This is a genomic window from Amycolatopsis keratiniphila, from assembly GCF_000400635.2.
Lineage (GTDB): Bacteria > Actinomycetota > Actinomycetes > Mycobacteriales > Pseudonocardiaceae > Amycolatopsis > Amycolatopsis keratiniphila.
The window spans coordinates 7477831-7501172 of the sequence record NC_021252.1; the positions used below are offsets into that span (position 1 = coordinate 7477831).

At 69.0% G+C, this 23342-nt stretch carries 23 protein-coding genes; 10 read left to right on the top strand and 13 right to left on the bottom strand.

Annotation, left to right across the window (positions count from 1 at the left end; all coding sequences use genetic code 11):
* The first annotated feature begins 170 nt into the window (after positions 1–170).
* Positions 171–365, top strand: a complete 195-nt coding sequence (locus tag AORI_RS74435; RefSeq protein WP_007028443.1) for a hypothetical protein — start codon at positions 171–173, stop codon at positions 363–365.
* Positions 344–766: a VOC family protein gene (locus AORI_RS74440; RefSeq protein WP_016336971.1), complete on the top strand. Its 423-nt coding sequence runs from the start codon at positions 344–346 to the stop codon at positions 764–766. Before AORI_RS74435 ends, AORI_RS74440 begins: the two co-directional genes overlap by 22 nt.
* A gap of 152 nt (positions 767–918) precedes the next feature.
* Here AORI_RS74440 and AORI_RS74445 read toward each other — a convergent pair whose 3' ends face one another.
* From AORI_RS74445 to AORI_RS74485, 9 genes are all read right to left on the bottom strand, one after another.
* Positions 919–2190: an aminotransferase family protein gene (locus AORI_RS74445; RefSeq protein WP_016336972.1), complete on the bottom strand. Its 1272-nt coding sequence runs from the start codon at positions 2188–2190 to the stop codon at positions 919–921.
* 111 nt (positions 2191–2301) lie between these two features.
* The gene (locus tag AORI_RS74450) at positions 2302–2997 is read right to left on the bottom strand and encodes a GntR family transcriptional regulator (protein ID WP_016336973.1); all 696 of its coding nucleotides are present in this window, start codon (positions 2995–2997) and stop codon (positions 2302–2304) included.
* Between the two features lie 4 nt (positions 2998–3001).
* A complete protein-coding gene (locus AORI_RS74455; RefSeq protein WP_016336974.1) occupies positions 3002–3787 on the bottom strand; it encodes an SDR family NAD(P)-dependent oxidoreductase in 786 nt (261 codons plus the stop codon).
* A gap of 2 nt (positions 3788–3789) precedes the next feature.
* Complete coding sequence (locus AORI_RS74460) at positions 3790–5487, bottom strand: hydantoinase B/oxoprolinase family protein (RefSeq protein ID WP_016336975.1); 1698 nt, start codon at positions 5485–5487, stop codon at positions 3790–3792.
* Positions 5484–7538 carry a hydantoinase/oxoprolinase family protein gene (locus tag AORI_RS74465; RefSeq protein WP_016336976.1) on the bottom strand — a complete coding sequence of 685 codons (2055 nt, stop codon included), beginning with the start codon at positions 7536–7538 and terminating at the stop codon, positions 5484–5486. The genes AORI_RS74460 and AORI_RS74465 overlap by 4 nt, the downstream gene beginning before the upstream one ends.
* On the bottom strand, positions 7535–9166 hold the full coding sequence (locus AORI_RS74470; RefSeq protein WP_016336977.1) for a thiamine pyrophosphate-binding protein: 1632 nt from the start codon (positions 9164–9166) through the stop codon (positions 7535–7537). Before AORI_RS74470 ends, AORI_RS74465 begins: the two co-directional genes overlap by 4 nt.
* A gap of 288 nt (positions 9167–9454) precedes the next feature.
* Positions 9455–10078 (bottom strand): pyridoxamine 5'-phosphate oxidase family protein, encoded by a 624-nt coding sequence (locus tag AORI_RS74475; protein WP_016336978.1) that lies wholly within the window; start codon positions 10076–10078, stop codon positions 9455–9457.
* A complete protein-coding gene (locus AORI_RS74480; protein WP_016336979.1) occupies positions 10071–11228 on the bottom strand; it encodes an NAD(P)/FAD-dependent oxidoreductase in 1158 nt (385 codons plus the stop codon). The genes AORI_RS74475 and AORI_RS74480 overlap by 8 nt, the downstream gene beginning before the upstream one ends.
* Positions 11212–12222: a glutathione S-transferase family protein gene (locus AORI_RS74485; RefSeq protein ID WP_016336980.1), complete on the bottom strand. Its 1011-nt coding sequence runs from the start codon at positions 12220–12222 to the stop codon at positions 11212–11214. The genes AORI_RS74480 and AORI_RS74485 overlap by 17 nt, the downstream gene beginning before the upstream one ends.
* 96 nt (positions 12223–12318) lie before the next feature.
* On the opposite strand from AORI_RS74485, the gene AORI_RS74490 reads away from it, so the two are divergent.
* Entirely contained in the window at positions 12319–13695 is a 1377-nt protein-coding gene (locus AORI_RS74490) for a WS/DGAT/MGAT family O-acyltransferase (RefSeq protein ID WP_016336981.1), read from the top strand.
* A 53-nt stretch (positions 13696–13748) separates the two neighbouring features.
* Here AORI_RS74490 and AORI_RS74495 read toward each other — a convergent pair whose 3' ends face one another.
* Positions 13749–14735 carry a PQQ-dependent sugar dehydrogenase gene (locus AORI_RS74495; RefSeq protein WP_016336982.1) on the bottom strand — a complete coding sequence of 329 codons (987 nt, stop codon included), beginning with the start codon at positions 14733–14735 and terminating at the stop codon, positions 13749–13751.
* A gap of 280 nt (positions 14736–15015) precedes the next feature.
* Between AORI_RS74495 and pqqA the strand changes: the two genes are divergently transcribed.
* From pqqA to pqqB, 5 genes are all read left to right on the top strand, one after another.
* Complete coding sequence (pqqA, locus tag AORI_RS74500; RefSeq protein ID WP_043848360.1) at positions 15016–15111, top strand: pyrroloquinoline quinone precursor peptide PqqA; 96 nt, start codon at positions 15016–15018, stop codon at positions 15109–15111.
* 85 nt (positions 15112–15196) lie between these two features.
* Complete coding sequence (gene pqqC / locus AORI_RS74505; RefSeq protein WP_043848361.1) at positions 15197–15877, top strand: pyrroloquinoline-quinone synthase PqqC; 681 nt, start codon at positions 15197–15199, stop codon at positions 15875–15877.
* 2 nt (positions 15878–15879) lie between these two features.
* Positions 15880–16152: a pyrroloquinoline quinone biosynthesis peptide chaperone PqqD gene (gene pqqD, locus AORI_RS74510; RefSeq protein WP_016336984.1), complete on the top strand. Its 273-nt coding sequence runs from the start codon at positions 15880–15882 to the stop codon at positions 16150–16152.
* On the top strand, positions 16143–17222 hold the full coding sequence (gene pqqE, locus AORI_RS74515; RefSeq protein WP_016336985.1) for a pyrroloquinoline quinone biosynthesis protein PqqE: 1080 nt from the start codon (positions 16143–16145) through the stop codon (positions 17220–17222). The genes pqqD and pqqE overlap by 10 nt, the downstream gene beginning before the upstream one ends.
* Entirely contained in the window at positions 17219–18082 is an 864-nt protein-coding gene (pqqB, locus tag AORI_RS74520; RefSeq protein ID WP_016336986.1) for a pyrroloquinoline quinone biosynthesis protein PqqB, read from the top strand. Before pqqE ends, pqqB begins: the two co-directional genes overlap by 4 nt.
* Here pqqB and AORI_RS74525 read toward each other — a convergent pair.
* On the bottom strand, positions 18079–19053 hold the full coding sequence (locus AORI_RS74525; protein WP_046199858.1) for an aldo/keto reductase: 975 nt from the start codon (positions 19051–19053) through the stop codon (positions 18079–18081). The genes pqqB and AORI_RS74525 overlap by 4 nt on opposite strands.
* Positions 19054–19160: 107 nt before the next feature.
* On the opposite strand from AORI_RS74525, the gene AORI_RS74530 reads away from it, so the two are divergent.
* Complete coding sequence (locus AORI_RS74530) at positions 19161–19679, top strand: ArsR/SmtB family transcription factor (protein ID WP_016336988.1); 519 nt, start codon at positions 19161–19163, stop codon at positions 19677–19679.
* The gene (locus AORI_RS74535) at positions 19676–20896 is read left to right on the top strand and encodes an MFS transporter (protein ID WP_016336989.1); all 1221 of its coding nucleotides are present in this window, start codon (positions 19676–19678) and stop codon (positions 20894–20896) included. The genes AORI_RS74530 and AORI_RS74535 overlap by 4 nt, the downstream gene beginning before the upstream one ends.
* Positions 20897–20947: 51 nt before the next feature.
* Here AORI_RS74535 and AORI_RS74540 read toward each other — a convergent pair whose 3' ends face one another.
* Complete coding sequence (locus AORI_RS74540; RefSeq protein WP_016336990.1) at positions 20948–22324, bottom strand: amidase; 1377 nt, start codon at positions 22322–22324, stop codon at positions 20948–20950.
* Between the two features lie 8 nt (positions 22325–22332).
* Positions 22333–23322 carry a D-2-hydroxyacid dehydrogenase gene (locus tag AORI_RS74545; protein ID WP_016336991.1) on the bottom strand — a complete coding sequence of 330 codons (990 nt, stop codon included), beginning with the start codon at positions 23320–23322 and terminating at the stop codon, positions 22333–22335.
* Between the last annotated feature and the right edge of the window lie 20 nt (positions 23323–23342).

Below are 23342 nucleotides of genomic sequence, written 5' to 3' on the forward strand. Positions count from 1 at the left end.
TGATCACGCGAGTTGCGGCTTCAATCACGCGAGTTCCGGCTTCGATCACGCGAAGCCACCCGCGTGGGGGGCCTGGGTTGACGACGGACATCGAACATGTGTTCTACTGTCCGCGCCGGTCCCGGAGGGGGAAGCTCCGCGGGCCGGCACCGGACTTCAGGGAGGCACGGATGGCGGTCAAGATCACCCATCTCACCAACGGGCAGCAGGTGCGTTTCGCGAACGCGGACGGCGCCCGGCGCTACGCCGAGATCATCGGCGGCGGGGTCGACAAATGGCGGTTCACCGTGGTCAGCGGGCATGAGCGCCCGGAATTGTCGGGGCGGGTCGTTAATGTGCCGGTATGGCGTATGACTTCCAGGTGACCGTGGACTCCGCTCATCCGCACGACCTCGCCGACTGGTGGGCCGAGATGCTCGGCTGGCAGGTCGAGGGGAGCAACGAGGAGTTCATCCGCGAGATGGTCGCGAAGGGGTATGCCCCGGAAGAGGCGACCACCACGCACAACGGTGTCCTGGTGTGGAAGGACGGCGCGGCGATCGTCCATCCGGAGACGAAGCAGCGGTTCCTCTTCCAGCTGGTGCCGGAGGGGAAGACGGTCAAGAACCGGCTGCATCTCGACATCCGGATGGGGGCGGACAAGATCGAGGCCGAGCTCGAGCGGCTGACCGCGCGCGGTGCGACGTTCCTGCACCGTGGCAAGCAGGGTCCCGCCGAGTGGATCACGATCGCGGACCCGGAAGGCAACGAACTCTGCCTCTCCTGAGGCGGGCCCACGAGGGCCCGTCACTGGGGGTGTCATGAAGGGACCTGGTCCCGTCGGCTGTGCCCTTCATGACCGAGCGCGCGGCCCTCGTGCGCGGCTCGTGAGTGGTAAGGACGGTGAGCCACCGTCCTTACCACTCACGAGGCTTTCGCCTAGGCGAGCTTGTCCAGTGCGCGCGGCAACGCCGTCGCGAGCAGGTCGAGCTCGGTCTCCCCGGCGATCAGCGGCGGCGACACCGCGATCCCCTTGGCCAGGTTCCGCACGAGGACACCTTCGTCCCGCGCCAGCCGCTGCAGCCGGTTCGCCGCGCCGGGGTTCGCCGCGACGACGTCCGCCTTCAGTTCGACCGCCCCGAGGAAGCCGAGCCCGGCCCGGACCTCCTTGACCAGCGGATGCGAAGCCAGCCCGGAAAGCGCGTCCGCCAACGGCTTCTCCAGTTCCCGCCCGCGCGGGATGAGCCCGTCGCGCTCGTAGATGTCCAGCGTCGCGTTCCCCGCGGCGCAGGCCACCGGATGCCCGGCGTAGGTCGCGCCGTGCCGCAGCACCGGCGCACCCGGCGCGCCGGTGAAGAACGGCTCGGCCACCCGGGGCGCGACGATCAGCGCGCCCAGCGGGATCGTTCCGCCGGTGATGCCCTTCGCGGTGGTGATCATGTCCGGTTTCACCGTCCACCGGTCGATCCCGAACCAGGTCCCGAGCCGCCCGAACGCGGCGATCACGCAGTCCGCGACGAACAGCACGTCGTGTTTGCGGCAGATCCCGGCGACCGTCTCGATGTACCCGTCCGGCGGAAGCAGGACGCCGCCCGCGCCGATCACCGGCTCGCAGAAGAAGGCCGCGACCCGCTCCGGGCCGACCCGCAGGATCTCCGCTTCGAGCGCTTCGGCGCTGTCATAGGGAACGTGCGAGATGTCGCCGGGCAGCGGTCCGAAGCCCGCCGCGTTGGCCGCGATCCCGCCGACGGCCGTGCCGAAACCGTGGGTGCCGTGGTAACCCTGCACCCGGCCGATGACGTGCACCTTCTCCGGGCGCCCGGTGTGCGCGAAATACGAACGGGCGATCTTGACCGCGGTGTCGATGACGTCACCGCCGCCCGATCCGAAGAAGACCTTCGAGCCCGGTTCGGGGGCGAGCGCGGAAACGCGCTCGGCGAGCTTCAGCGCGGGCTCGTTGGCGTTGTAGCCGAACAGGTTGTACGAGTCGAGCGTCCGCAGCTGGTCCGCGACGGCCTGAGCGATCTCCTCGCGCCCGTGCCCGAAATTCGCGTACCAGAGTGACGCCGTCGCGTCGAAATACCGCTTGCCCTCGTCGTCCCAGACGTAGGAACCCTCACCGCGGGTGATGACGAGCCGGTCGCCGTCGACCGCTCCCATGTCCGCGAAGGGGTGCCACAGCGGATTGCGCGCGGACGCCGACGAAACCATGATCTTCCTCCTCGTGCTCGTGCCCCCATCCTCACCCGGATCCGCCCGGGACGCGACCACTCCATCGTGCACAGTTCGCGCCGCGGACTTGTCCGGCTTGTAGTCGCCGACTCACGAGTCCCGGCGGTCGTAAGCGGCCAGAAGCTGCTTCTCGGCCTCCCGCAGGTACTTCTCCAGCGCGGTCTCGGCGGGCCCGAAACGTCCCCGCTCAAGGTCCCGCAGGATCCGCTCGTGCCGTTCCAAGAACGGTTCGAAGAACGCGCGCGTGTTCTCCGCCAGCACGAAGAAGAGCCGCGTCTCCGCGAGCACCTGGCGCATCGTCGTGCTGACCCGCTCGCTGCCCGCCAGGTCGCCCACCGCCTGGTGGAACGCGATGCTCGCGGTCCCGACGGCCTGCCAGTCGCCTTCGTCGGCCGCGGCACGGCCGTCCCGCACCGCGGCCGCGACGGCCGAAAGATCCACAGTGGACAGTTCGGCCGCGCGCCGCAGCGCACCGCATTCGGTGACGCGCCGCATCACGTACAGATCCGAGATGTCCTGCGCGGTCAGCTCGCGGACGAACACGCCGCGGTTGAGTTCGTGCACCGCGAGCCGTTCGTGCGCCAGCAGCTGGAAGGACTCGCGGAGGGTGTTGCGCGAAACGCCCAGCGCGGCGCTGATCGACGGTTCGGAAAGCCTCGACCCCGGCGGGAAGACGCCTTCGGTGATGCGCTGACGCAGGATCTCGGCGACCCGTTCCGCGGTCCCGCTCCGTTCGAGCAAGGGTCTGTCGCGGGCCAGCGTCTCCTCGGCGGCAGAGGTGGACACGGCGCTACCTGACGCCGAGTTCGAAGTCGAGGCTGTACCGGTTGCCCGGCATGGCACCGGCGGCCTTCGCGCCGTCGATCGGGAGTGCGACCCCGTTGACGAACCGGGATTCGTCGCTGGCCAGGAAGACCACGGCCTTCGCCACCTCCCACGCCTCGCCGACCCGCCCGGCGGGCGTGCTCGCGACCAGCTGGTGTTGCTTGGCTTCGAAGTCCTCCGGCGACGCGAGCGTGCCGCGCAGCATGTCCGTGTCGATCGCGCCGGGGTTGACCGTGTTCGCCCGGATCCCCTGGTGCGCGTGCGCGACGGCGATCGACTTCATCATGCCGACCAGCGCATGCTTGGTGGCGTTGTACACCGGGTCGCCGGGGCGGCCCATCACGCCGCCGTTGGACGACGTCGTGACGATGCTGCCCGCCTTGTTCGCGATCATGTGCGGCAGCACGGCCCGCGTGCCGAGGAAGGCGGCCCGCACGTTCAGCGCGAAGATGTTGTCGAATTCCGCCAACGTCGTGTCGGCCAGCGGTTTCCCGAGGTGGATGCCGACGTTGTTGAACAGCACGTCGACCCGGCCGGTCTCGGCGACCACGCCGCGCACGAACTCGTCGACCTGTCCTTCGTCGGTCGCGTCCACAAGGGAGTGTCGCGCCCCTTCGACAGCCTCCGCGGGTTCGCGGATGTCACTGGAGAACACGGTCGCGCCTTCGGCGACGAACTCCTTCACGGTGGCGAGCCCGATACCCCTCGCTCCCCCGAAGACCACCGCGACCTTGCCTGCCAGCCGGCCCATGCTCATTTCCTCCCTCTCGACGGAACCGCCGTGTAATCCTCCGGAAGACGCACCAGCGCCCCGGGTTCCCCGTGATAGGTGACCTCGACGCCGTACAGCTCGCGCGCCGCCTCCACCGAGATGTATCCGTCGACGACGTCGGCGAGCACGGCTTCCGTGGCCCGCTCCCTCGGGTCGCCGTAACCGCCGCCACCGGGCAGGACCACGTTCACCACGTCGTCCGGCCGCAGGTTCACCCGGCTCTTCGACGGCAGGGCACCACGGGTGAGCTCGAACCGGCCGGCCGCCCCGTCGTGCCCGGAGTCCACACCGGACGCCGGGCGGTGCAACCGGTCGACATTCCCGTTGACACTCCACGAGATCTCCCCGCGGGCGGCCATGGTCGTGCGCTGGCCGAGGCCGCCGCGCCACTTTCCGGCGCCGCCCGAGTCCGAGCGCAGCACGCGTTCGCGCTGGATCAGCGGAGCCATCGTCTCGATGACCTCCGTCGGCGTCGAGCGCAGGCCGCTCGGGAACCCGGTCGTATTGAGTCCGTCCTTTGTGGATCGAGCGCCGATACCGCCGGTTTGGAAGACGTTGAGCATGAACTCGCCGCCCTCGGCGTCGATACCGCGCCAGATCGTCATCCACAACGCGTCCGCGCTGTGCGCCATGGCCTTGCCGGGCAGAGCGCTCATCAGCAGCGAGGGCAGGAAGTGCCCGATCAGATGCCGCGACGCGACCGGCGCGGGCGGCAGGCAGTTGAGCACCGATCCCTCCGGCGCGGTGACGTGTACCGGCCGGAACGAACCCGCGTTGTGCGGTACTTCCGGCGAAATGGCCGCCTTGACCGCGAACGACGCGTACGCCCTGGTGTAGTTCAGAACCACGTTGATCCCGCGGCGGCTCTGCGGCGACGATCCCGCGAAGTCGAGGTGGATGTCCTCGCCGTCGATGGTCACCGCGACCTTGAGGACGACCTCTTCGTCGTCGAAACCGTCTGTCGCCAACTCGCTCGTGTACGTGCCGTCCGGCAGTTTCGCCAGCGCGTCGCGCAGCGCCCGTTCGGAGCGGTTCATGATCTCCGCGGCGACGTCGTCCAGCGAATCGAGACCGAATTCCTCCAGCAGCCGCACCAGCCCGGCGGCACCGACCTCGTTCCCGGTGACCTGGGCGTACAGATCGCCGATGGTCTCCTCGGGGGTGCGGACGTTCGCGCGGATCAGCAGTTCGAGATCCGCGTTGACCTCGCCCGCGCGGAGGAACTTCATGATCGGCAGGCGCAGCCCCTCTTCGAAGACCTCGTGCGCCTCGGCGGAGACCAGCCGCCCGCCGATGTCCGGGGCGTGGCAACAGGAAGCGAACCAGGCGACCAGCCTGCCCCGCAGGAACACCGGCGTCGCGATGGTGATGTCGTTGATCTGCCCGGCGGTCTGCCACGGGTCGTTGGTGAGCAGGACGTCGCCCGGCGCCAAGGTCTCCGGTGGATACGCGGCGACGAAGTGGTGCATCCCGGTCGCCATCGCGTTGATGTGGCCGGGGGTCCCGCCGACGGACTGGCCGATCATCTCACCGCGCGAGTCGAACACCGCGCAGGCCAGATCGAGCGATTCCCGCACCACGGACGAGAAAGCCGTGTTGACGAGCGCGTTCTGTTGCTCCGCCAGGATCGAGTGCAGCCGGTTCCCCAGCAGACCCACCAGGATCGGGTCGACGCTCATACCGTCACCACCAGGCCGGCGTCTTCGCCGACGACGCAGCGCGCGCCCGGCGGAACGACCACAGTGGACTCTCGTTCCTCCACGATGGCGGGCCCGTCGACGCGGTCACCGGGCTTGAGCCGGTACCGGTCGAACACCGCCGTGTCGACAAATCCACCCGCGGTGGGAAAGTAGGCCGGGCGGCTCCCCTTGCGCGCGTCGCCCTCGGCCTTGGCACCCGCCAGTTTCAGCGTGACCTCGGGCGCCGGCCCGCTGGAGACGACCCGCCAGTTGAGCACCTCGATCCCGACGTCCGGCCCGGTCCGCCGGTACAGCGCCCGATAGGTCTCGGTGAACGCGCCGATCAGAGATTCCGGCCAGTTTCCCCGCTCGACCGGCACGCGGATCTCGTAGCCCTGCCCGGAATACCGCATCTCGGCGATCCGGCGATGCGTCACATCCTCCACATCGGACTTCCGCAGCAGTTCCGCGCCCTCGGCCTCCATCTCGGCGAACAAGGCGTCGACCTGGTCCCAGGAGAGATCGAGCACCGCCGAACGCGCCGAACGGACGAAGTCGAAGGCCAGGGGCGCAGTGAGGAATCCCGCCGCGCTCAGCACCCCCGCGGCGGGCGGTGCGACCACCTCGGGCGCGTCGAGCGCCCGTGCCACGCCGACACCGTGCACCGGTCCGGCGCCGCCGAAGGTGAACATCGGCAGCTTCGCCGGATCCTTGCCGCGCTCGACGGCGTGGACGCGGGCGGCGTTGGCCATGTCCTCGTTAACACTGGTGTGGATACCCCAAGCGGCCTCTTCGACGCTGACGCCGAGCGGCCCCGCGATCTTCGAGCGGATCGCCTCACGCGCGCCCTCGGCGTCCAAAGTCATTCCGCCGCCGAGGAAATAACCCGGATCCAGGTAGCCGAGCACGAGGTCGGCGTCGGTCACGGTCGGCTCGGTGCCGCCTCGTCCGTAGCAGACCGGCCCTGGCTCGGACCCAGCCGAATCCGGGCCGACGGTGAGCAGGCCGAGCGCGTCGATACGCGCGATCGAGCCGCCGCCGACGCCGATCTCGATCATGTCGGTGACCGGCACCTTGACCGGCAGCCCGGATCCCGGCAGCAGCCGGTACTTCCGGTCCACTTCGAACTCGTGCGTCACCAGCGGCGCGCCGCCGGAGATCATGCACAGCTTCGCCGTCGTGCCGCCCATATCGAAGGCCAGCAGGTCGCCGACACCGGCCGCGGCCCCGATCGCGGACGCGGCCAGCGCACCACCCGCCGGGCCGGATTCGAGGATCCGGATCGGATGGCGGGCGGCGGTGTCGACGGTCGCGATCCCGCCGTTGGAAAGCATGATGTGCGGCGACGGCCGCACTCCGGCCTCGTGCAAACGCCGTTCCAGGTCACGCAGATAGCGCTCGGTGAGGTCCTGGACGTAGACGTTCGCGACCGTGGTCGAGGCACGCTCGAACTCGCGGATCTCGGGAACGACCTCACTCGACAGCGCGACCCTCAACCGGGGCGCGACCTCTCTCAGCACCTCGGCGGCGCGTCGTTCGTGCACGGGATTCGTGAAGGCGTGCAGGAAGCAGATCGCCACCGCGTCGATCCCGCGGGCGTCGAGCTCGCGGCCCAGCCGCGCGACGTACTCCTCGTCCAGTCCTGTGTGGACATAACCGTCGGCGAGGATCCGCTCGGGGACGTCGAAGCGCAGGTGACGCGGGACCAACGGGTCGGGGAGTTCGATGAGCAGGTCGTAGAGTTCGTACCGGTGCTCGCGCCGCATCTCCAGTACGTCACGGAAACCGGCGGTCGCGAGCAGCGCGGTGCGGGCACCCTTGCGTTCGATCAGCGCGTTCGTGACCAGGGTGGTGCCGTGCACGAACTGCTCGACGTCGCCCGCGTCCAGCCCGGCGTCGGCGAGTGTCCTTTTGAGACCTTCCTCGACCGCGCGGGCGGGCTCGTCGTGCGTGGTCAGCACCTTGCCGACGGCGACGACCCCGGTTTCGTCGAGCACGCAGAGATCGGTGAACGTACCGCCGATGTCCACGCCGACCCGAAGCCCGGTCACGGGGATTCCTTGCGGTACCAGCGCGGCGAGGTGTTGAGCGGCGGCGCCATTTTCGCGCGGACGACCAGCACGTTCGGCTCGTCGGACTCGACGAACTCGCCGAGCAGCCGCCGGAACGCCCGCCCGAACCCGGAGACGCGATCCGCGTGCACGCCGAAAGACCTCGCGAGGCCGACGAAATCGGGGCTGTCCCAATCGACGCCCCGGCGCGGCAGCCCGGCGCGATCTTGGTCGTAGCGAAGCATCCCGTACCCGCCGTCGTCGACGACGATCGTCGTGACCGGCAACTGTTCCTGTGCCAGCGTGTGGAGGTCACCGCAGCCGAAGAGGAAGCCGCCGTCCCCGGTGACACAGATCGCGCGGCCGCCGCCCGCGGCGCCGGCACCGAGCGCCGCGGGGAAACCGTAGCCGAGCGTGCCCCAGCCCATCGGATACGCGAGCTTGCGCGGCGCACGGACCCGATGGAATCCGCCGATCCAGTACCCGGCCACGCACATGTCCGCGACCACCACCGCGTCGGGCGGCAATACCTCGTCCAAAGTGGACAGAAGGTCCGCGGCCTGCGGCTCCTCTTCCTTGATCCGCTGCCGGACCCGGGCGGAGACCTTGGCGAGCCTGCCGACGAGCGCCGCGATCCCGGACCGCTCCTCGACCTTCAGCGCCTCGACGAGCACCCGGGCGTCGCCGACCAGCGTGATGTCCGGCTGGTAGTTCTTGGCCGCGTCGTCCGGGTCGACGTTGATCGCGATGAGCTTCTTCGGCCGCGGCATCAGCCAGTTCTGCGTCATCAGCCCGTCGAAGTCGGTGCCGATCGCGAGGACGACGTCGGCCTCGTCCCACAGCGCGCCGACCTCGGGCGCGTGCACCGGATTCGGGGCGAGACAGGGATGATCGACCGACAGGAGCCCGCGGGCGCCGAACGTGGTGAGCACCGGCGCGGCCAGCCGCTCGGCGAGTTTCCCGATCGCCTCCCCCGCCTCGGCACGCAGCGCGCCGCCGCCCGCCCAGATCAGCGGCCGGTCCGCGGCGGCAAGCAGGGCCTCGGCCTCGGTGAGATCCGGGATCTCGGCAGGCCGGGCGTGCGAACGCGGCGGACGGCGCGCGGGCGTGCGCTCGGACAGGAAGTCGGTGGGGATGCCGAGGTAGACCGGCCCGCTCTGCGGCTGGAGCGCGAGCCGGGCCGCGCGGTGGAGCGTGGCGGCGACCTGGTCGGCGCTCGTGACGGTGAACCCGGCCTTCGTGACCGGCGCGAACATCGCCTGCTGATCCGACGTCTCGTGCAGGACGCCGCGGACCACGCCGTGCCGCCGCAGCGTGGACGGGATGTCGGTGGCGATGATCAGCACCGGTGCCGCCGACGCCATGGCCTCACCGACCGCCGCGAGGGTGTTCGCCGCGCCCGGCCCCGTGGTCACCAGCGCGACCCCGAGCTTGCCCGTGGCGCGGGCGTACCCGTCGGCCGCGTACCCGGCCGTCTGCTCGTGCCGGACCCCGACGAGCCGGATGTCCGTATCGGCCAGCGCCTCCCATAACGGCAGGTTGTGCACCCCGGGGAGACCGAAGACGACTTCGGTCCCCAGAGCGGTCAGCGCGTCGGCGAGATGCTGGGCTCCGGTGGGTGCAGGCACCCCGCCGATAGTGCCAGATCGTTCAACGATCCAGCAACCAGCCACGGCGTGTGAAGGCTCCGCCAGCTCACTCCGGCACGTCGAGTGTGGAGGATTCGGGACGTTGAATGTCCCAAATCCTCCACACTCGAATCACCTGACCTGCGCGAGGATCGCGCTACCCGGTGTGCCAGGAGGGTGACGGTGTAGGAATCAGGACGTTGAGTGTTCCCGATTCCTACATCGTCGGAGGCTGTTCCGACCTCCACACTCGCCGATATCGGCCCCGCTACGGCAGCAGGACGCCCCTCAGTACAGGCCCGCCGCGTATCGTCCCGGCTCGTAGTACGCCTCGAGGTCGGCCATGCTCTCCTCCGGCCGCTCAAAGGTCTTCGAGATCGCCGCCCGCGACGGCAGCGCGCCGGGCGTCCAGCTCTCCGGCGACCACAGCTTCGACCGCATGAACGCCTTCTGGCAGTGGTGGAAGATCTCGTCGATGTCGACGACCAGCGCGAGCTTCGGCCGGTTGCCCTTCACGATCATGTCGTCGAAGAACGGCGCCTCGCGCACGAGCCGCGCGCGGCCGTTGATCCGCAGCGTGTCGCCGCGGCCGGGGATCAGGTAGATCAGCCCGACGTGCGGATTCGACAGCACGTTGTGGAACCCGTCGGCGCGCCGGTTGCCCGGCCGCTCCGGGATGGCGATCCGCGTGTCGTCCAGCACCAGCGTGAACCCGGCCGGGTCGCCCTTCGGCGATACGTCGCAGGTGCCGTCGGCCGCCGAGGTCGCGATCAGCACGAACGGCGACTCCGCGAGCCATTGCCGGTCCAGCTCGTGCAGCTTCGGTCGCGCCTTGTTCGCGGTCCGCTCCAGCGGCGGCGGCAGGATCTCGCGCAGTTCGGCCTCGGTGGTGACTTCGACGAACTCAGACAATGTTGTGCTCCCTCGTCACGGCCCGGTCGCCGGCGAACCGGCGGACGTCGAGCCCGGTGATGTCGATGGCCGGGACCCGCCCCAGGTAGAGGTCCCGCACGAGCTCCCCCACGGCCGGGCCCATCTGGAACCCGTGTCCCGAAAACCCGGTCGCGTAGAAGAACCTCGACAGGTGGACGCTTTCCCCCACGATCTGGTTGCGGTCGGGGGTCACCTCGTACAGCCCGGCCCAGCCGCCGCGGATCCCGGCGCCGAGCACGGCGGGCACCCGGCGCGCGGCGATCTCGGCGAGTTTCGGCAGCCACTCGCCCGGCTGATACCGGGTGTCGAAGCCGGGGTCGCCGTCACCGTCGCAGAAGGACATCGCCAGGCCGAGGCCCTCGCGGTGGAAGTAGAACGCCGAGGGCATCTCGATGGTCAGCGGCACTCGCTCGGGCAAGTCCGTGACCGGTCCGGTGAACACGACCTGCCGCCGGTACGGCCGCACCGGGAGCTCGACACCGGCCAGCTCGCCGATCCGTCCCGACCACGCGCCCGCGGCGCAGACCACCGCGTCCGTCCGCACGAAACCGGCCGACGTCCGGACACCGGTGATCTCGTCGCCGTCGCGTTCGATCCCGACGACCTCGACGCCGGTCTTCAGCACCGCGCCGTGCCCGCGGGCTGCCCGCGCGTAGCCCTGCACCGCCGAGTCCGGAGTCGCCTTGGCGTCGTCGGGCGACCACAGCGCCGCGACCACGCCTTCGGTGTCGATCAGCGGGGAGAACCGCCGTGCCTCGGCGGGCTCGACGAGACGGCTGCGGACGCCGTAGGAGTTCTGCAGTTCGGCGCAGCGTTCGAATTCGGGCAGATCCGCTGGGTCGGTGACCAGGTACAGATAGCCGTCGCGGCGGAAGTCGATCTCGGTCCCGTACGTCTCGGCGAAAGACGCGTACTCGGCCAGCCCGCGCAGCCCGATCTCGATGTTGACCCGGGTGGTGAACGACGACCGGATCCCGCCCGCCGCCTTCGCCGTCGACCCCGCCCCCAGCGTGTCGCGTTCGAGGAGCAGCACCGAGACCCCGGCGGCGGCGAGCCGGTACGCGCAGGCGACCCCGATGATGCCGCCGCCGATCACGACGACGTCGGTGCGTTCAGGCAGTGACTCCATCCGTGTCCCCGATCCGTTCGTCCTCGGGCGGCGGTCCCGGCGGCGTGCCGTCGCCGAACGGGCGCCCGCCCAGCTGCTCCCGGTGATGCGGCGTCCAGCCGGACAGGTCCGGTCCCAAAGGGACGATCCGCGTCGGATTCACCTGCTCGTGCACCGCGTAGTAGTGCCGCTTGATGTGGTCGAAGTCGACGGTGTCACCGAAGCCCGGCGTTTGGAAGAGGTCGCGCGCGTAGGCCCACAGCACCGGCATCTCGGCCAGCTTGTTCCGGTTGCACTTGAAATGCCCGTGGTAGACGGCGTCGAAGCGGACGAGCGTGGTGAACAACCGGATGTCCGCTTCGGTGATCGTGTCACCGACGAGGTAGCGCTGCTTTTCGAGCCGTTCGGAAAGCACGTCCAGCATGGTGAAAAGCCGGGTGTAGGCGTCCTCGTACGCGGCCTGCTTGGTCGCGAAACCGGCTTGGTACACGGCGGCGTTGACGTCGGCGTAGACCCCCGCGTTGACGTCGTCGATCTCGCCGCGCAGTCGCTCTGGGTAGAGGTCTGGCGCGCCGGGCCGGTGGAAGCTGGTCCATTCGGTGGACAGATCGAGGGTGATCTGGGGATAGTCGTTACTCACCAGCCGTTTGCTCGGAATGTCCACAATGGCCGGAACGCTGATCCCGCCCATATAGTGCGGGTCGGCCGCGTGATAGGCCTCGGCGAGGTACTTGATCCCGAGCACCGGGTCCCGGTCACCGGGATCGAGGGTGAACCGCCAGCTCTTCTCGTCCTGGATCGGGTCGGCCACGGCCACACTCAACGCGGACTCGAGGCCGAGCAGCCGCCGGACGATCAGCCCGCGGCTCGCCCAGGGACAGGCCCGGCTGACCACCAGCCGGTATCTCCCCGCCTCCACCGGCCAGCCGTCGCGGCCGTCGGCGGTGACACGCGCGTCGAAATGGTTGGCGGACCGACGGAACTCACCCGTCTGCGGATCGGTCGGGATCGTCATGTGAGCCACCCTAAAGCGTGAGATGGTGGTTTCGGTGTGCGTAGACTCTGGCACCCGGCGTGTCCGCACGCCGCCGCGCGGAAGGTGGTCCCGACGATGCCGTTCATGCCCGTGACCGATTCGATGTTCCTTCTCGTGGAGACCCGCGAACATCCGATGCACGTCGGCGGACTGCAACTGTTCAAGAAACCCGAGGGCGCCGGTCCCGACTACCTTCGCGACATCCGCAAGAGCATGCTCGAGTCCGACAACATGCGCTCGGTGTTCCGCCGCCGTCCCGCCCGGCCGGTCAACACCGCGGGCCACCTCGCCTGGTCGACCGACACCGACCTCGAACTCGACTACCACTTCCGCCATTCGGCGCTGCCTCAGCCCGGCCGCATCCGCGAACTGCTGGAGCTGACCGGACGCTGGCACAGCACCTTGCTCGACCGGCACCGCCCCCTGTGGGAGATCCACCTGGTCGAGGGCCTGCAGGACGGCCGGTTCGCGATCTACAGCAAGATCCACCACGCGCTGATGGACGGCGTCTCGGCGCTGCGGCATCTGCAGGGCACGCTGTCGGACGACCCGGCCGACCTCGACTGCCCGCCGCCGTGGGGACGCCGCGCCAAACCGGACGGCGGCCGCAACGGCAAGGCGTCGCCCTCGGTGCTCAGCGCTTTCGGCAAGACGGTCAACCAGCTCGCCGGGATCGCGCCCGCCGCGATGAAGGTGGCGCGGGAGGCGTTCCAGGAGCACACGCTCACGCTGCCGGCGCAGGCGCCGAAGACGATGCTGAACGTGCCGATCGGCGGGGCCCGCCGGTTCGCCGCGCAGTCGTGGTCGCTGGACCGGGTGCGCAAGGTGGCGACCGCGGCCGGGGTGTCGCGCAACGACGTCGTCCTGGCGATGTGCTCGGGCGCGCTGCGCGACTACCTGATCGAACAGAACGCGCTCCCCGACGCGCCGCTCACCGCGATGGTCCCGGTTTCCTTGCGGCGCAAGGACAGCGGAGACGCGGCGGGCAACAACATCGGCGCGCTGCTGTGCAACCTCGCCACCCATCTGACCGATCCGGCCGCGCGGCTCGCGACCATCAACGCCTCCATGCGAAACGGCAAGAAGCTCTTCTCGGAGCTGACCCCGCTGCAGACGCTGCTGCTGTCCGGGATCAACGTCGCGCAGCTCGGCATCTCACCGATCCCCGGTTTCGTGAACAACACGAAACCGCCGTTCAACCTGGTGATCTCCAATGTGCCGGGGCCGCGCAAGCAGATGTACTGGAACGGCGCCGCGCTCGACGGCATCTACCCGGCGTCGGTGCTGCTCGACGGGCAGGCGCTGAACATCACGCTGACCAGCAACGGCGACAACCTCGACTTCGGCGTCACCGGCTGCCGCCGGAGCGTCCCGCATCTGCAGCGCATCCTGACCCACCTGGACACCGCGCTCGTCGAACTGGAACACGCGGTCTCCCTGCCCCGCGTTTAGTCCTCTGGATGCGGTAGCCCACCGCATCCAGAGGACTAAACGCGCCGGGGGGGCTAGCTGCCGTCGGAGACGTACAGGCCGCCCGGGGTGATCGTGTACAGCTGGCCGTCCGGGCCGGCGGTCGCGTCACGCGTGCGGCCGAGGTTGGTCCAGAGCTTGCCGCCGTTGCCGTTCAGGTCGAGCTTGTACGTGCCGCCCTTGAGCGACGCCATGTACAGCGAACCCTTGTACGCGGCGAGCCCGCTCGGCGTCGCCGAGGACGTCGGCCACGACTTGACCGGGTTCGTCATCCCCGCCGTGTTGCACGGGCCTTCGCAGGTCGGCCAGCCGTAGTTCTTGCCCGGCTCGATCTTGTTCAGCTCGTCGAGCTTGTTCGCGCCGATGTCGGAGATGTACAGCTGCCCGTTCGCCCAGGTCAGCCCCTGGACGTTGCGGTGGCCGTAGGAGTAGACGCGGCTGTTGAACGGGTTGCCGGGCGCGGCCGCGCCGTCGGTGGTGACGCGCAGGACCTTGCCGCCGAGGGAGTTCTTGTTCTGCGCGTTGGCACCGTTCTGGCCGTCACCGGTTCCCGCGTAGAGGTAGCCGTCCGGCCCGAAGCGGATCCGCCCGCCGTGGTGGTACTGCGAGCCACGCGGGATGCCGGTGACGATCGGCGTCGGCGGCTGGCCCAGCTTCAGCTTGGCGATGCGATTGTCGGAACTGGTCGTGTAGTAGATGAAGACCGTCTCGTCGGTGGCGTACTTCGGAGAGACGGCGATGCCGAGCAGGCCTGCCTCCGCGGTGACGCTCACGCCGGGGATGGTCTGGACCGTGGTGACCTTGCCCGCCTTGTCGATCTTGCTGATCGTCTTGGCGTCCTTCTGCGTGAAGACGCCGGTGCCGTCGGGCAGGAAGTCGATCGACCAGGCCTGGTTGAGGCCGCTCGCGAGCTGCCTGATCGCCTGGGCCGACGGCGGCGTTTCGGCGGCCGCCGGGACGGCCGCGATCGACACGGCCGTCGCCGCGGCGAACGTGGCGGCGAGAATACGACGTAAGGACATGGGACGCCTCCTTCAGCTACACCCCTGGAGCCCCGCGAAGTTGGATAGAAACACACAACATAACGAAACGGACACCACTGGACGGGCTATCGGCGGCGCGGGCTGTTAACCGTTGTGTGCGCCGAGCGTGACGAATCGGGCGGCCCGATCGGCCATAGGTAGGAAACTTTACAAAATGCCAGCGGAAGTCGCCCCTTACGTCTGGTCAGAATCGGGGACACGCTTCTAGGGTGGCGGGGCTCGGCCCCGTTCGATCCCATGTGGACGTTAGGAGCAGGAAATGACCGAAACCATCGAGGTATGGACCACGCCCGACTTCGTCGAGTACGAAACCCCCATGGAGGTCACCGCTTACGCGGCCCGCATGGAGGACTGAAACCGCATCCGGTGGTGGGGGCCGTCCCCCACCACCGCGCCGTCGTCCCGATCAGCGAGCCGTTGGAGGCAGCACGGTGTCCGTCATGTCGTCGTCGGAGTTCATCGCGGCTCTGCGCGGGCTTTCGCACCGCTACTGGGGCACCCACCCGTTCCATGTGCGGATGCACAACGGCGAGCTGTCCGAGTACGAGCTGAAGATCTGGGCCGCGAACCGCTGGTACTACCAATGTGTGCTCCCGCAGAAGGACGCGGCCATCATCAGCAACTGCCCGCTGCCGGAGATCCGCCGTGAATGGCTCGACCGCATCGTCTACCACGACGGCGCGAAGGCCGGGGACGGCGGAATCGAGCGATGGCTCCGGTTGTGCACCGCGGTCGGGCTGGATCGCGAAGAGGTTCTCGATCAGCGGCACGTCGCCCCCGGCGTGCGGTTCGCCGTCGACGCCTACGTGACTTTCGCCCGCACGAAGCCTTGGCTCGAAGCGGTCGCTTCGGGGCTGACCGAAATGTTCGCCGGCCATCTCATGCAGCGGCGGGTCGCCGACATGCTGGCGAACTATTCGTGGATCGCCCCGGAAGACCTCGCCTACTTCACCAACCGGATCGACAAGGTCTCCGGCGAGGGCAAGGGAACGCTCGACATCGTGGTGCGGCACGCCGTCACCCGTGAGCAGCAGGAGAAGGCGATCGCCGCGCTGTCGTTCAAGACCGACGTGCTGTGGTCCATGCTCGACGCCATCGAGCGCGCGGCGGCCAAGGAGTAGCCATGACCACCCTCGACCTGGGCTCGGTGCCGCGGCTGCGGCGCGGAGTCCGGCTGAGCTACGACCAGACCAGGGAAACGCACGTCCTCCTGTTCCCCGAAGGCGTGCTCGTCCCCAATCCCACGGCGGCGGCCGTGCTTTCCCTCTGCGACGGCGTGGGGGACGTCGCGGCGATCGCTTCGGCGTTGCGCGAGCGCTACGCCGGTGTTCGCGAGGAAGAAATCCTGGACGTCCTGTCCCGGCTCGGAGATCGGCGGATCGTCGAATGGACCTGAACACCGCGGCACCGCTGGGCATGCTGGCCGAGCTGACCCATCGCTGCCCGCTGCATTGCCCGTATTGCTCGAATCCGGTGGAGCTGATCGCCCGTGACGGTGAACTGTCCACAGAGGAATGGATTTCCGTGCTCTCGCAGGCGCGGGAACTCGGCGTGCTCCAGGTACACATGTCCGGCGGCGAGCCGCTCGCCAGACCGGATCTTCCCATCCTGGTCGAGCACGCCACGAAACTCGGGTGTTACGTCAACCTGGTGACGTCCGGGCTCGGGCTGACAGAGTCCAGATTGGACGACCTCGTCGAACGTGGCCTCGCGCATGTCCAGCTCTCCGTCCAGGGCGCGACCGCCGACCGCGCGGACCGGCTCGCCGGTGCGCGCGCCCATGACCGGAAGCTGGTCACCGCCGAACTGATCACGAAGGCCGGGCTGCCGCTTTCGGTCAACGTCGTCCTGCACCGGCAGAACCACGACCAGCTCGCCGGAATCATCGACCTGGCCGAGAAAATGGGCGCGGACCGGCTCGAACTGGCCAATACGCAGTACTACGGCTGGGCCCTGCGCAACCGCGACGCCCTGATGCCGACCCGGCGGCAACTCGAGGAGGCCGAGCCGATCGTGCGCGCGGCCACCGACCGGCTGCGCGGCCGCATGGAGATCATCTACGTCGTCGCCGACTATTACGAGCAGTACCCGAAGCCGTGCATGTACGGCTGGGGCGCGCGGCAACTGACGGTGGCACCCGACGGGAACGTGCTGCCGTGCCCCGCGTCGACGGCGATCGAGACCCTGGAATTCGACAACGTGCGGGACAAGCCGCTGGCCTGGATCTGGTACGAGTCCGCTTCCTTCACCGCTTATCGCGGCGAGGACTGGATGTCGGACACCTGCGGCACCTGCGAGCGGCGCGCGATCGACTTCGGCGGCTGCCGGTGCCAGGCGTTCCAGCTCACCGGTGACCCCACGGCGACGGACCCGGTGTGCTCGCGTTCACCGCATCGCGGCGTGGTCGACCTCATTCTCGCCACGCCGACGAAAACGGACGAACTCGTGATGCGGGCACCGCGATGAGGGTGATCCTGCTCGGTACCGCGGCGGGCGGCGGTTTCCCGCAGTGGAACTGCGCCTGCGCGCTCTGCGTGTCGGACGCGCCGCCGCGGACCCAGGACTGTGTCGCGGTGAGCGCGGACGGCGAGGGCTGGTACCTGCTCAATGTGTCCCCGGACATCCGTGCACAGATCCTCGCTACGCCGCCCTTGCGCGCCGGGCCGGGGCCGCGGGAGATCCCGCTGCGCGGGGTGTTGCTGACCGACGCCGAACTCGACCATTCGCTCGGCCTGCTTCTGTTGCGGGAGGCGGGCGGACTTCCCGTGTGGGCGCCTGACGCCGTTCTGGGCGCCTTGTCCGAACAGTTTCCCGCGAGGGCGATCATCGACGGCTATGGCGGCTGGGAGTGGCTGCCGTCGTCGGATGTCTCCATCGACGGTCTCCGCGTGAGCATGCTTCCCGTGAGCGACAAGCGGCCGAAGTACGCCCGTTCGTCCACTGAGGACGGACCGTGGGTGGTGGCGTACCGGATCGAAGACGTCCAGACCGGCGGCGTCTTCGTGTACGCACCTTGTCTGAAGAGCTGGCCGGACGGATTCGACGACTTCACGCGCGACGCGGGCCTGGTGCTGCTGGACGGAACCTTCTACGCGCCGGATGAGATGTCGGGCGCCACCGCGGCCGAGGTCGGCGACGGCGCCCAGCTGGCGATGGGGCATCTGCCGATCACCGGCAGCCTCGCGAAGCTCCGGCCGGGCCCACGGTGGGTGTACACGCATCTGAACAACACGAACCCGGTGATCGACCCGGCCTCGCCGGAACACGCCGCCGTGCTGGCCGGCGGCGCCTCGCTTCCGTTGGACGGTACGGAATTCAAGCTCTAGGCAACGCCTTCGGGGCTCGCTCCCGAAACAGGAACGGCGTCGGCGGTGAGACGATCGATCTCCGCGAGCTCGTCCGCGGACAGGTCGATGTCGGCGGCGGCCAAGCTGGCCTCGACGTTGGCCGCCTTGCGCGCGCCCACGATCGCGACGTGTACCCCGGGCTGGGCGAGCGTCCACGCGATCGCGAGCTGGCTGACCGAGATCCCCTTGCCCGCGGCGAATTCCTTGAGCCTGTCGACCACGGCGAGGTTGCGCAGGAAGGTGTCTCCGGTGAACGCCGACGACCGGGACCGCCAGTCGGTCTTCTCGAACGTCGTCTCGGGTGTGAAGGCTCCGGTCAGCAAACCGCTGCCGAGCGGGCTGTACACGAGCACGCCGATGTCGTTCTCGCGTGCGTACGGCAGAGGATCGGTCTCGATGTCCCGGCGGAACAGGTGATACGGCGGCTGCAGGGTTTCCACCGGACGGGTCTCGTCGAAGGCGGCCAGCCCGGCGGCGTCGTAGTTCGAGACGCCGACGTGCCGGATCTTCCCGGCGTCGACGAACTCCTGCAGGATCCCCGCCGTTTCCTCGGCCGGGGCGTCGGTGTCGGGCCAGTGGATCTGGTAGAGGTCGATGTGGTCGACGTCGAGAAAACGAAGGCTGTCCTCGACGCCCTGCGTCAGCCACTCGCGCCGGGAGTCGCGTGGCCGTTCGGAGCGCGGCTTGATGCCGCCCTTGGTGGCGATGACGAGATTGTCCCGGTCGCGCTTGAGCTCCTCGCGCAGCGCCTTTCCCAGCATGGCTTCGGACTTCCCGAAACCGTAGGCCTGGGCGGTGTCGAAGAGGTTGACCCCGAGTTCGCGGGCGTGATGGATCGCGGCGATCGCCGTGTCCTCGTCGAACGAACCCCAGTCCCCGCCGAGCTGCCAGGTGCCGAAGGCGATCCTCGACACCTCGAGGCCGCTCCTGCCCAATGTCGTCGTACGCATGACTCCAGCAGAGCACAGACATCGGATCACCGCACCGGTTCTCCCGGCCAATGAAACCCCCAAATAACTGTTTGACGGTTGCCGTCCCGGCAGTCGATACTCGTGACATGTCCGAGTCCCCCAGCCTCGATGGGCTTCGCGTCCTCGCCCATCCTTTGCGGTTGCGCATTCTGTCGCTTTTGACCGGTGTCGCGATGAGCGCGGCCGAAGCCGCGCGCGAACTCGGTGAGACACAAGCGAATGTCAGCTATCACGTGCGACGGCTGCACGAGGCCGGGCTGCTCGACGTCGCCGAGGAGGTCCGGATCCGGGGCGGGCTGGCGAAACGCTACCGCCACGATCCGGAGTCCGGGATGCGGTTCACCTCGAAGCATCCGGACGAGGAGCAGCTTCTCATCGCGGCGATGGTCGAAGAACTCAAGCGCCGCAGCGAATTCCGCTTGCCGGACGAACGCGGGTCGATCAGCGACGCGGAGATGTGGGTCGACCGCGAGACCTGGGAGAAGGCGCTCGAACACGCTCGCGAACTGAGCGATCTGCTGCACTCGGCCGCGAAACCACCCCGCACCCGCGGCACGATCCCGGTCAGCGCGACGGTGGCGATGTTCGAGATGAGGCGACCGTGACCACCCTGCGCGAACCACTGCGCCACCACAACTTCCGCTGGCTGATCGCCGGCCGCACGTTCGGGGAGTTCGGCAACGCCGTCGCCCCGCTCGCGCTCGCGTTCGCCGTGATCGACCTGACCGGTTCCGCCGTCGACATCGGCATCGTCGTCGGCGCCCGCTCGGTGGCGAGCGTGGTGCTGTTGCTGTTCGGCGGGGTGCTCGCGGACCGGCTGCCGCGCTCGGTGATCCTGCAAGGTACCGAAGTCGCCGCCACCCTGACCCAGGCCGTCATCGCCGCGAGTGTCCTTTGTGGATTCGCCTCGATCCCGCTATTGGTCGCCCTGAGCGTGGTCAACGGCGCGGTGGCCGCGATCTCGGCCCCGGCGTCGGCGTCACTCACCCCGCTGACGGTGCCCGCCACCCAGCTCGCGCAGGCGAACGCGCTGGCCAGGCTGCTGTCGAACTCCGGCCGGATCGCCGGTGCCGGACTCGGCGGCATCCTCGTCACCGCGGTCGGCCCCGGCTGGGCGCTCGCCGGGAACGCGCTCCTGTTCCTGGGTTCGGCCCTGTCGTACCGGTGCATCCGCCTCAACCGCCGGGAACGCGTCCCCGGCAGCCGTCCACTGGCGGAGCTCGCCGAAGGCTGGCGCGAATTCCGGTCACGGACCTGGGTGTGGGTCGTGGTCGTGCAGTTCATGGTGGTGAACGCCGTCATCGCCGGCGGGATCGCGGTGCTCGGTCCCGTCGTCGCCGACAGCACCTTCGGACGCTCCGGCTGGGGTTTCGCCCTCGCCGCGCAGACGATCGGCTCGCTCGTCGGCGGGATCCTCGTGGCCCGATGGCAGCCGCGGCGCGCGCTGTTCGTCGGTGTCGCGGTGATCCTCCTCGAAGCACCGCCGCTGATCCTTCTCGGCCAGGCGCCCTTGCTCCCGCTGCTGCTCGCGGCCATGTTCGTCTCCGGCCTGGCGATCGAGCAGTTCGTGGTCGCGTGGGACGTCTCGCTGCAGGAGAACGTGCCCGAGGACAAACTCGCGCGCGTCTACTCCTACGACATGCTCGGTTCCTTCATCGCCCTGCCGCTCGGCCAGATGGCGGCCGGACCCGCCGCGCACCACTTCGGAGTCAGCACGACCCTGCTCGCGTGCGCCGCCCTGGTCGTGGCCGCCACCTGTCTCGCCCTGTGCAGCGGTCAGGTGCGCGGACTGGTCCGGAAGACCCACGCCGCCCAGCCCTGACCACCCGCCCGCGAAAGTGGTAGCAAAGGTCCATTGCTCCCTTTCCGCAGGTCACGGCCAGGGGCGGACCTCCTCGAGGAGCTTCGCGACCGCGAGCACCAGGTCGTCGGAGTGCCGCGGGCCGACGATCTGCAGACCGACCGGGAGGCCACTGGAGGTGCGGCCCGCCGGCACGCTGATCGCGGGCTGCTGGGTCATGTTGAACGGGTAGGTGAACGGCGTCCAGTCCGGCCAGCCGCTCAGCCCACTGCCCGGCGGCACCTCGTGCCCGGCTTCGAAGGCGGGGATCGGCAGGGTCGGCGTGATCAGCACGTCGTAGCGCGTGTGGAACTCGCCCATCAGGATGCCCAGCGCGGCCCGCTCGGCGTTGGCGCCGAGGTAGTCGCTCGCCGAGAAGGTCTTGCCGAGCTCCCAGACCTTCCGCAGCCCGGGGTCGACCTTGGTCTCCGAACCGGCGGGGAAGGTGTCCAGCCACTTGGCCGCCCCCGTCGACCACAGGATGTCGAAGGCGGGCTTGGGATCCGCGAAACCGGGATCGGCCTCTTCGATGTGCAGGCCCGCGTCCCCGAGCGACTGGACCGCCGACTTGACGATCTCCGCGACCTCCGGGTCGACGTCGACATAGCCGAGCGTCGGCGAGTACGCCGCGATCAGCCCGCGCACGTCCCGGCGGACAGCCTCGCGGTAGGTCGAGACCGGCGGGGCGAGCGCGGCCGGGTCGCGATAGTCGGGCATCGCGAGCACGTCGAGGAGCAGCGCCGTGTCGTCCACCGAACGCGCCATCGGGCCGGCGTGCGAAAGCGGCCCGAACGGGCTCGCCGGGAACAGCGGGATCCGGCCGTGTGTCGGTTTGAGACCGACGATTCCGCAGAACGAAGCCGGGATCCTGATCGAGCCGCCACCGTCGGTGCCGACGGAAAGCTCGCCCATCCCCGCCGCGACGGCCGCGGCGCTGCCTCCACTGGAGCCGCCCGCCGTAGTCGACGGGTCGACCGGGTTGCGGGTGATCCCGGTCAGCGTGTTGTCGGTGACGCCCTTCCACGCCAGTTCCGGCGTCGTGGTCTTTCCCAGCAGTACCAAGCCGTTCTCACGCAGTCGTGCGGTGACCGGGCTGTCGACGTCCCACGGCTGGTCGGGGTCGATGCACCGCGAACCGCGCAGCGTCGGCCAGCCCTGCGTCAGGAACATGTCCTTGATCGAGGCCGGGACACCATCGAGCCAGCCGATCGGATTACCGTCCCGCCACCGGACCTCGGACGCTTTCGCCTGCTCGAGCGCGCCATCGGCGTCGACCAGGCAGAAGGCGTTGGTCTCACCGTCGCGCTCCTCGATGGCACGCAACGCGGTCTGGGTGGCCTCGACCGGTGACAGCTCTCCGGTGGCATACGCGGCGACGAGCTCACTCGCGGTCAACTTGGTGTCGTTCAATCCGGCCCCTAACCTTGGCGAAGCGTCTCCGACGGCACGTATCCGAGCTGCTTGTCCACGACGTTGCGCAGTGCCTCTCCCGCGCGCCAGCGACGGAAGTTGTCCGCGAACACCTCTACCAGAGTATTACGCCAGCCGACGAAGTCGCCCGACATATGCGGCGAGATCAGCACGTTCTCCATAGTCCACAAAGGACTTTCGGCGGGCAGTGGCTCGGTGTCGAAGACGTCGAGTGCCGCACCGCCGAGCGGCCCGTCCCGCAGCGCGCCGATCAGGTCCGACGTGACGACCAGTTCGCCGCGTCCGACGTTGACGAACCGCGAGCCGGGTTTCATCACGCCGAAGGCTTCGGCGTCGAACATGCCCTTGGTCTGCTCGGTCAGCGGCGCGACCGCGACGACGTAGTCCGCTCCGGGAAGATGCCGAGACAGCTCCGACGACGCATACACGTCACCGAAGTCGGGATCGCCCGCACGAGGACGGCGTCCGACACCCGCCACCGACATCCCGGCCGCCCGCAACATCCGCGCGATCGACCGGCCGATCGGCCCGGTGCCGACCACCAGCACCCGGCGGCCGGAGATCCGTTCACTCTCCCGGTGCTTCCACTGCCGCTGCTTCTGCAGGTCCCACGACCGGGCGAAATCCTTGGCGAACGTGAGGACGACCCCGAGCACGTACTCGGCTATCGCCCCGTCGAACACCCCACGCGAGTTGGTGAGCACGACGTCGCTCTCCTGCAGCCCGGGGAAGAGCACCGGGTCGACGCCCGCGCTGGCGATGTGCAGCCAGCGCAGACGGTCGGCCGCATGCCAGGCACCCGGGACGGCGGTGGAGAGGAAGTCGTAGACGAAGAACGCGTCGGCGCCGGATAACGCGTCGGCCAACCCGGCCGCGTCGGTGTAACGAACCACCGCTTCGGCTTCGATAGCGCGCATGTCCGGTGGGCGCGTGTCTCCGCAGAGCACCGCCAGCACAGGGGTCTCCGAGGCGATCACGTTGACACCGTAAAAGTGGC

Bases quoted from the DNA above. Each gene is read 5' to 3' on its own strand.
- pqqD (WP_016336984.1), top strand. From the start codon at position 15,880: ATGACCACCCTCGACCTGGGCTCGGTGCCGCGGCTGCGGCGCGGAGTC.
- AORI_RS74445 (WP_016336972.1), bottom strand. From the start codon at position 2,190: ATGGTTTCGTCGGCGTCCGCGCGCAATCCGCTGTGGCACCCCTTCGCG.
- AORI_RS74495 (WP_016336982.1), bottom strand. From the start codon at position 14,735: ATGTCCTTACGTCGTATTCTCGCCGCCACGTTCGCCGCGGCGACGGCC.
- AORI_RS74490 (WP_016336981.1), top strand. From the start codon at position 12,319: ATGCCGTTCATGCCCGTGACCGATTCGATGTTCCTTCTCGTGGAGACC.
- AORI_RS74480 (WP_016336979.1), bottom strand. From the start codon at position 11,228: ATGGAGTCACTGCCTGAACGCACCGACGTCGTCGTGATCGGCGGCGGC.
- AORI_RS74525 (WP_046199858.1), bottom strand. From the start codon at position 19,053: ATGCGTACGACGACATTGGGCAGGAGCGGCCTCGAGGTGTCGAGGATC.
- AORI_RS74460 (WP_016336975.1), bottom strand. From the start codon at position 5,487: ATGAGCGTCGACCCGATCCTGGTGGGTCTGCTGGGGAACCGGCTGCAC.
- AORI_RS74485 (WP_016336980.1), bottom strand. From the start codon at position 12,222: ATGACGATCCCGACCGATCCGCAGACGGGTGAGTTCCGTCGGTCCGCC.
- AORI_RS74455 (WP_016336974.1), bottom strand. From the start codon at position 3,787: ATGGGCCGGCTGGCAGGCAAGGTCGCGGTGGTCTTCGGGGGAGCGAGG.
- pqqB (WP_016336986.1), top strand. From the start codon at position 17,219: ATGAGGGTGATCCTGCTCGGTACCGCGGCGGGCGGCGGTTTCCCGCAG.
- AORI_RS74435 (WP_007028443.1), top strand. From the start codon at position 171: ATGGCGGTCAAGATCACCCATCTCACCAACGGGCAGCAGGTGCGTTTC.
- pqqE (WP_016336985.1), top strand. From the start codon at position 16,143: ATGGACCTGAACACCGCGGCACCGCTGGGCATGCTGGCCGAGCTGACC.
- pqqA (WP_043848360.1), top strand. From the start codon at position 15,016: ATGACCGAAACCATCGAGGTATGGACCACGCCCGACTTCGTCGAGTAC.
- pqqC (WP_043848361.1), top strand. From the start codon at position 15,197: ATGTCGTCGTCGGAGTTCATCGCGGCTCTGCGCGGGCTTTCGCACCGC.
- AORI_RS74440 (WP_016336971.1), top strand. From the start codon at position 344: ATGGCGTATGACTTCCAGGTGACCGTGGACTCCGCTCATCCGCACGAC.
- AORI_RS74530 (WP_016336988.1), top strand. From the start codon at position 19,161: ATGTCCGAGTCCCCCAGCCTCGATGGGCTTCGCGTCCTCGCCCATCCT.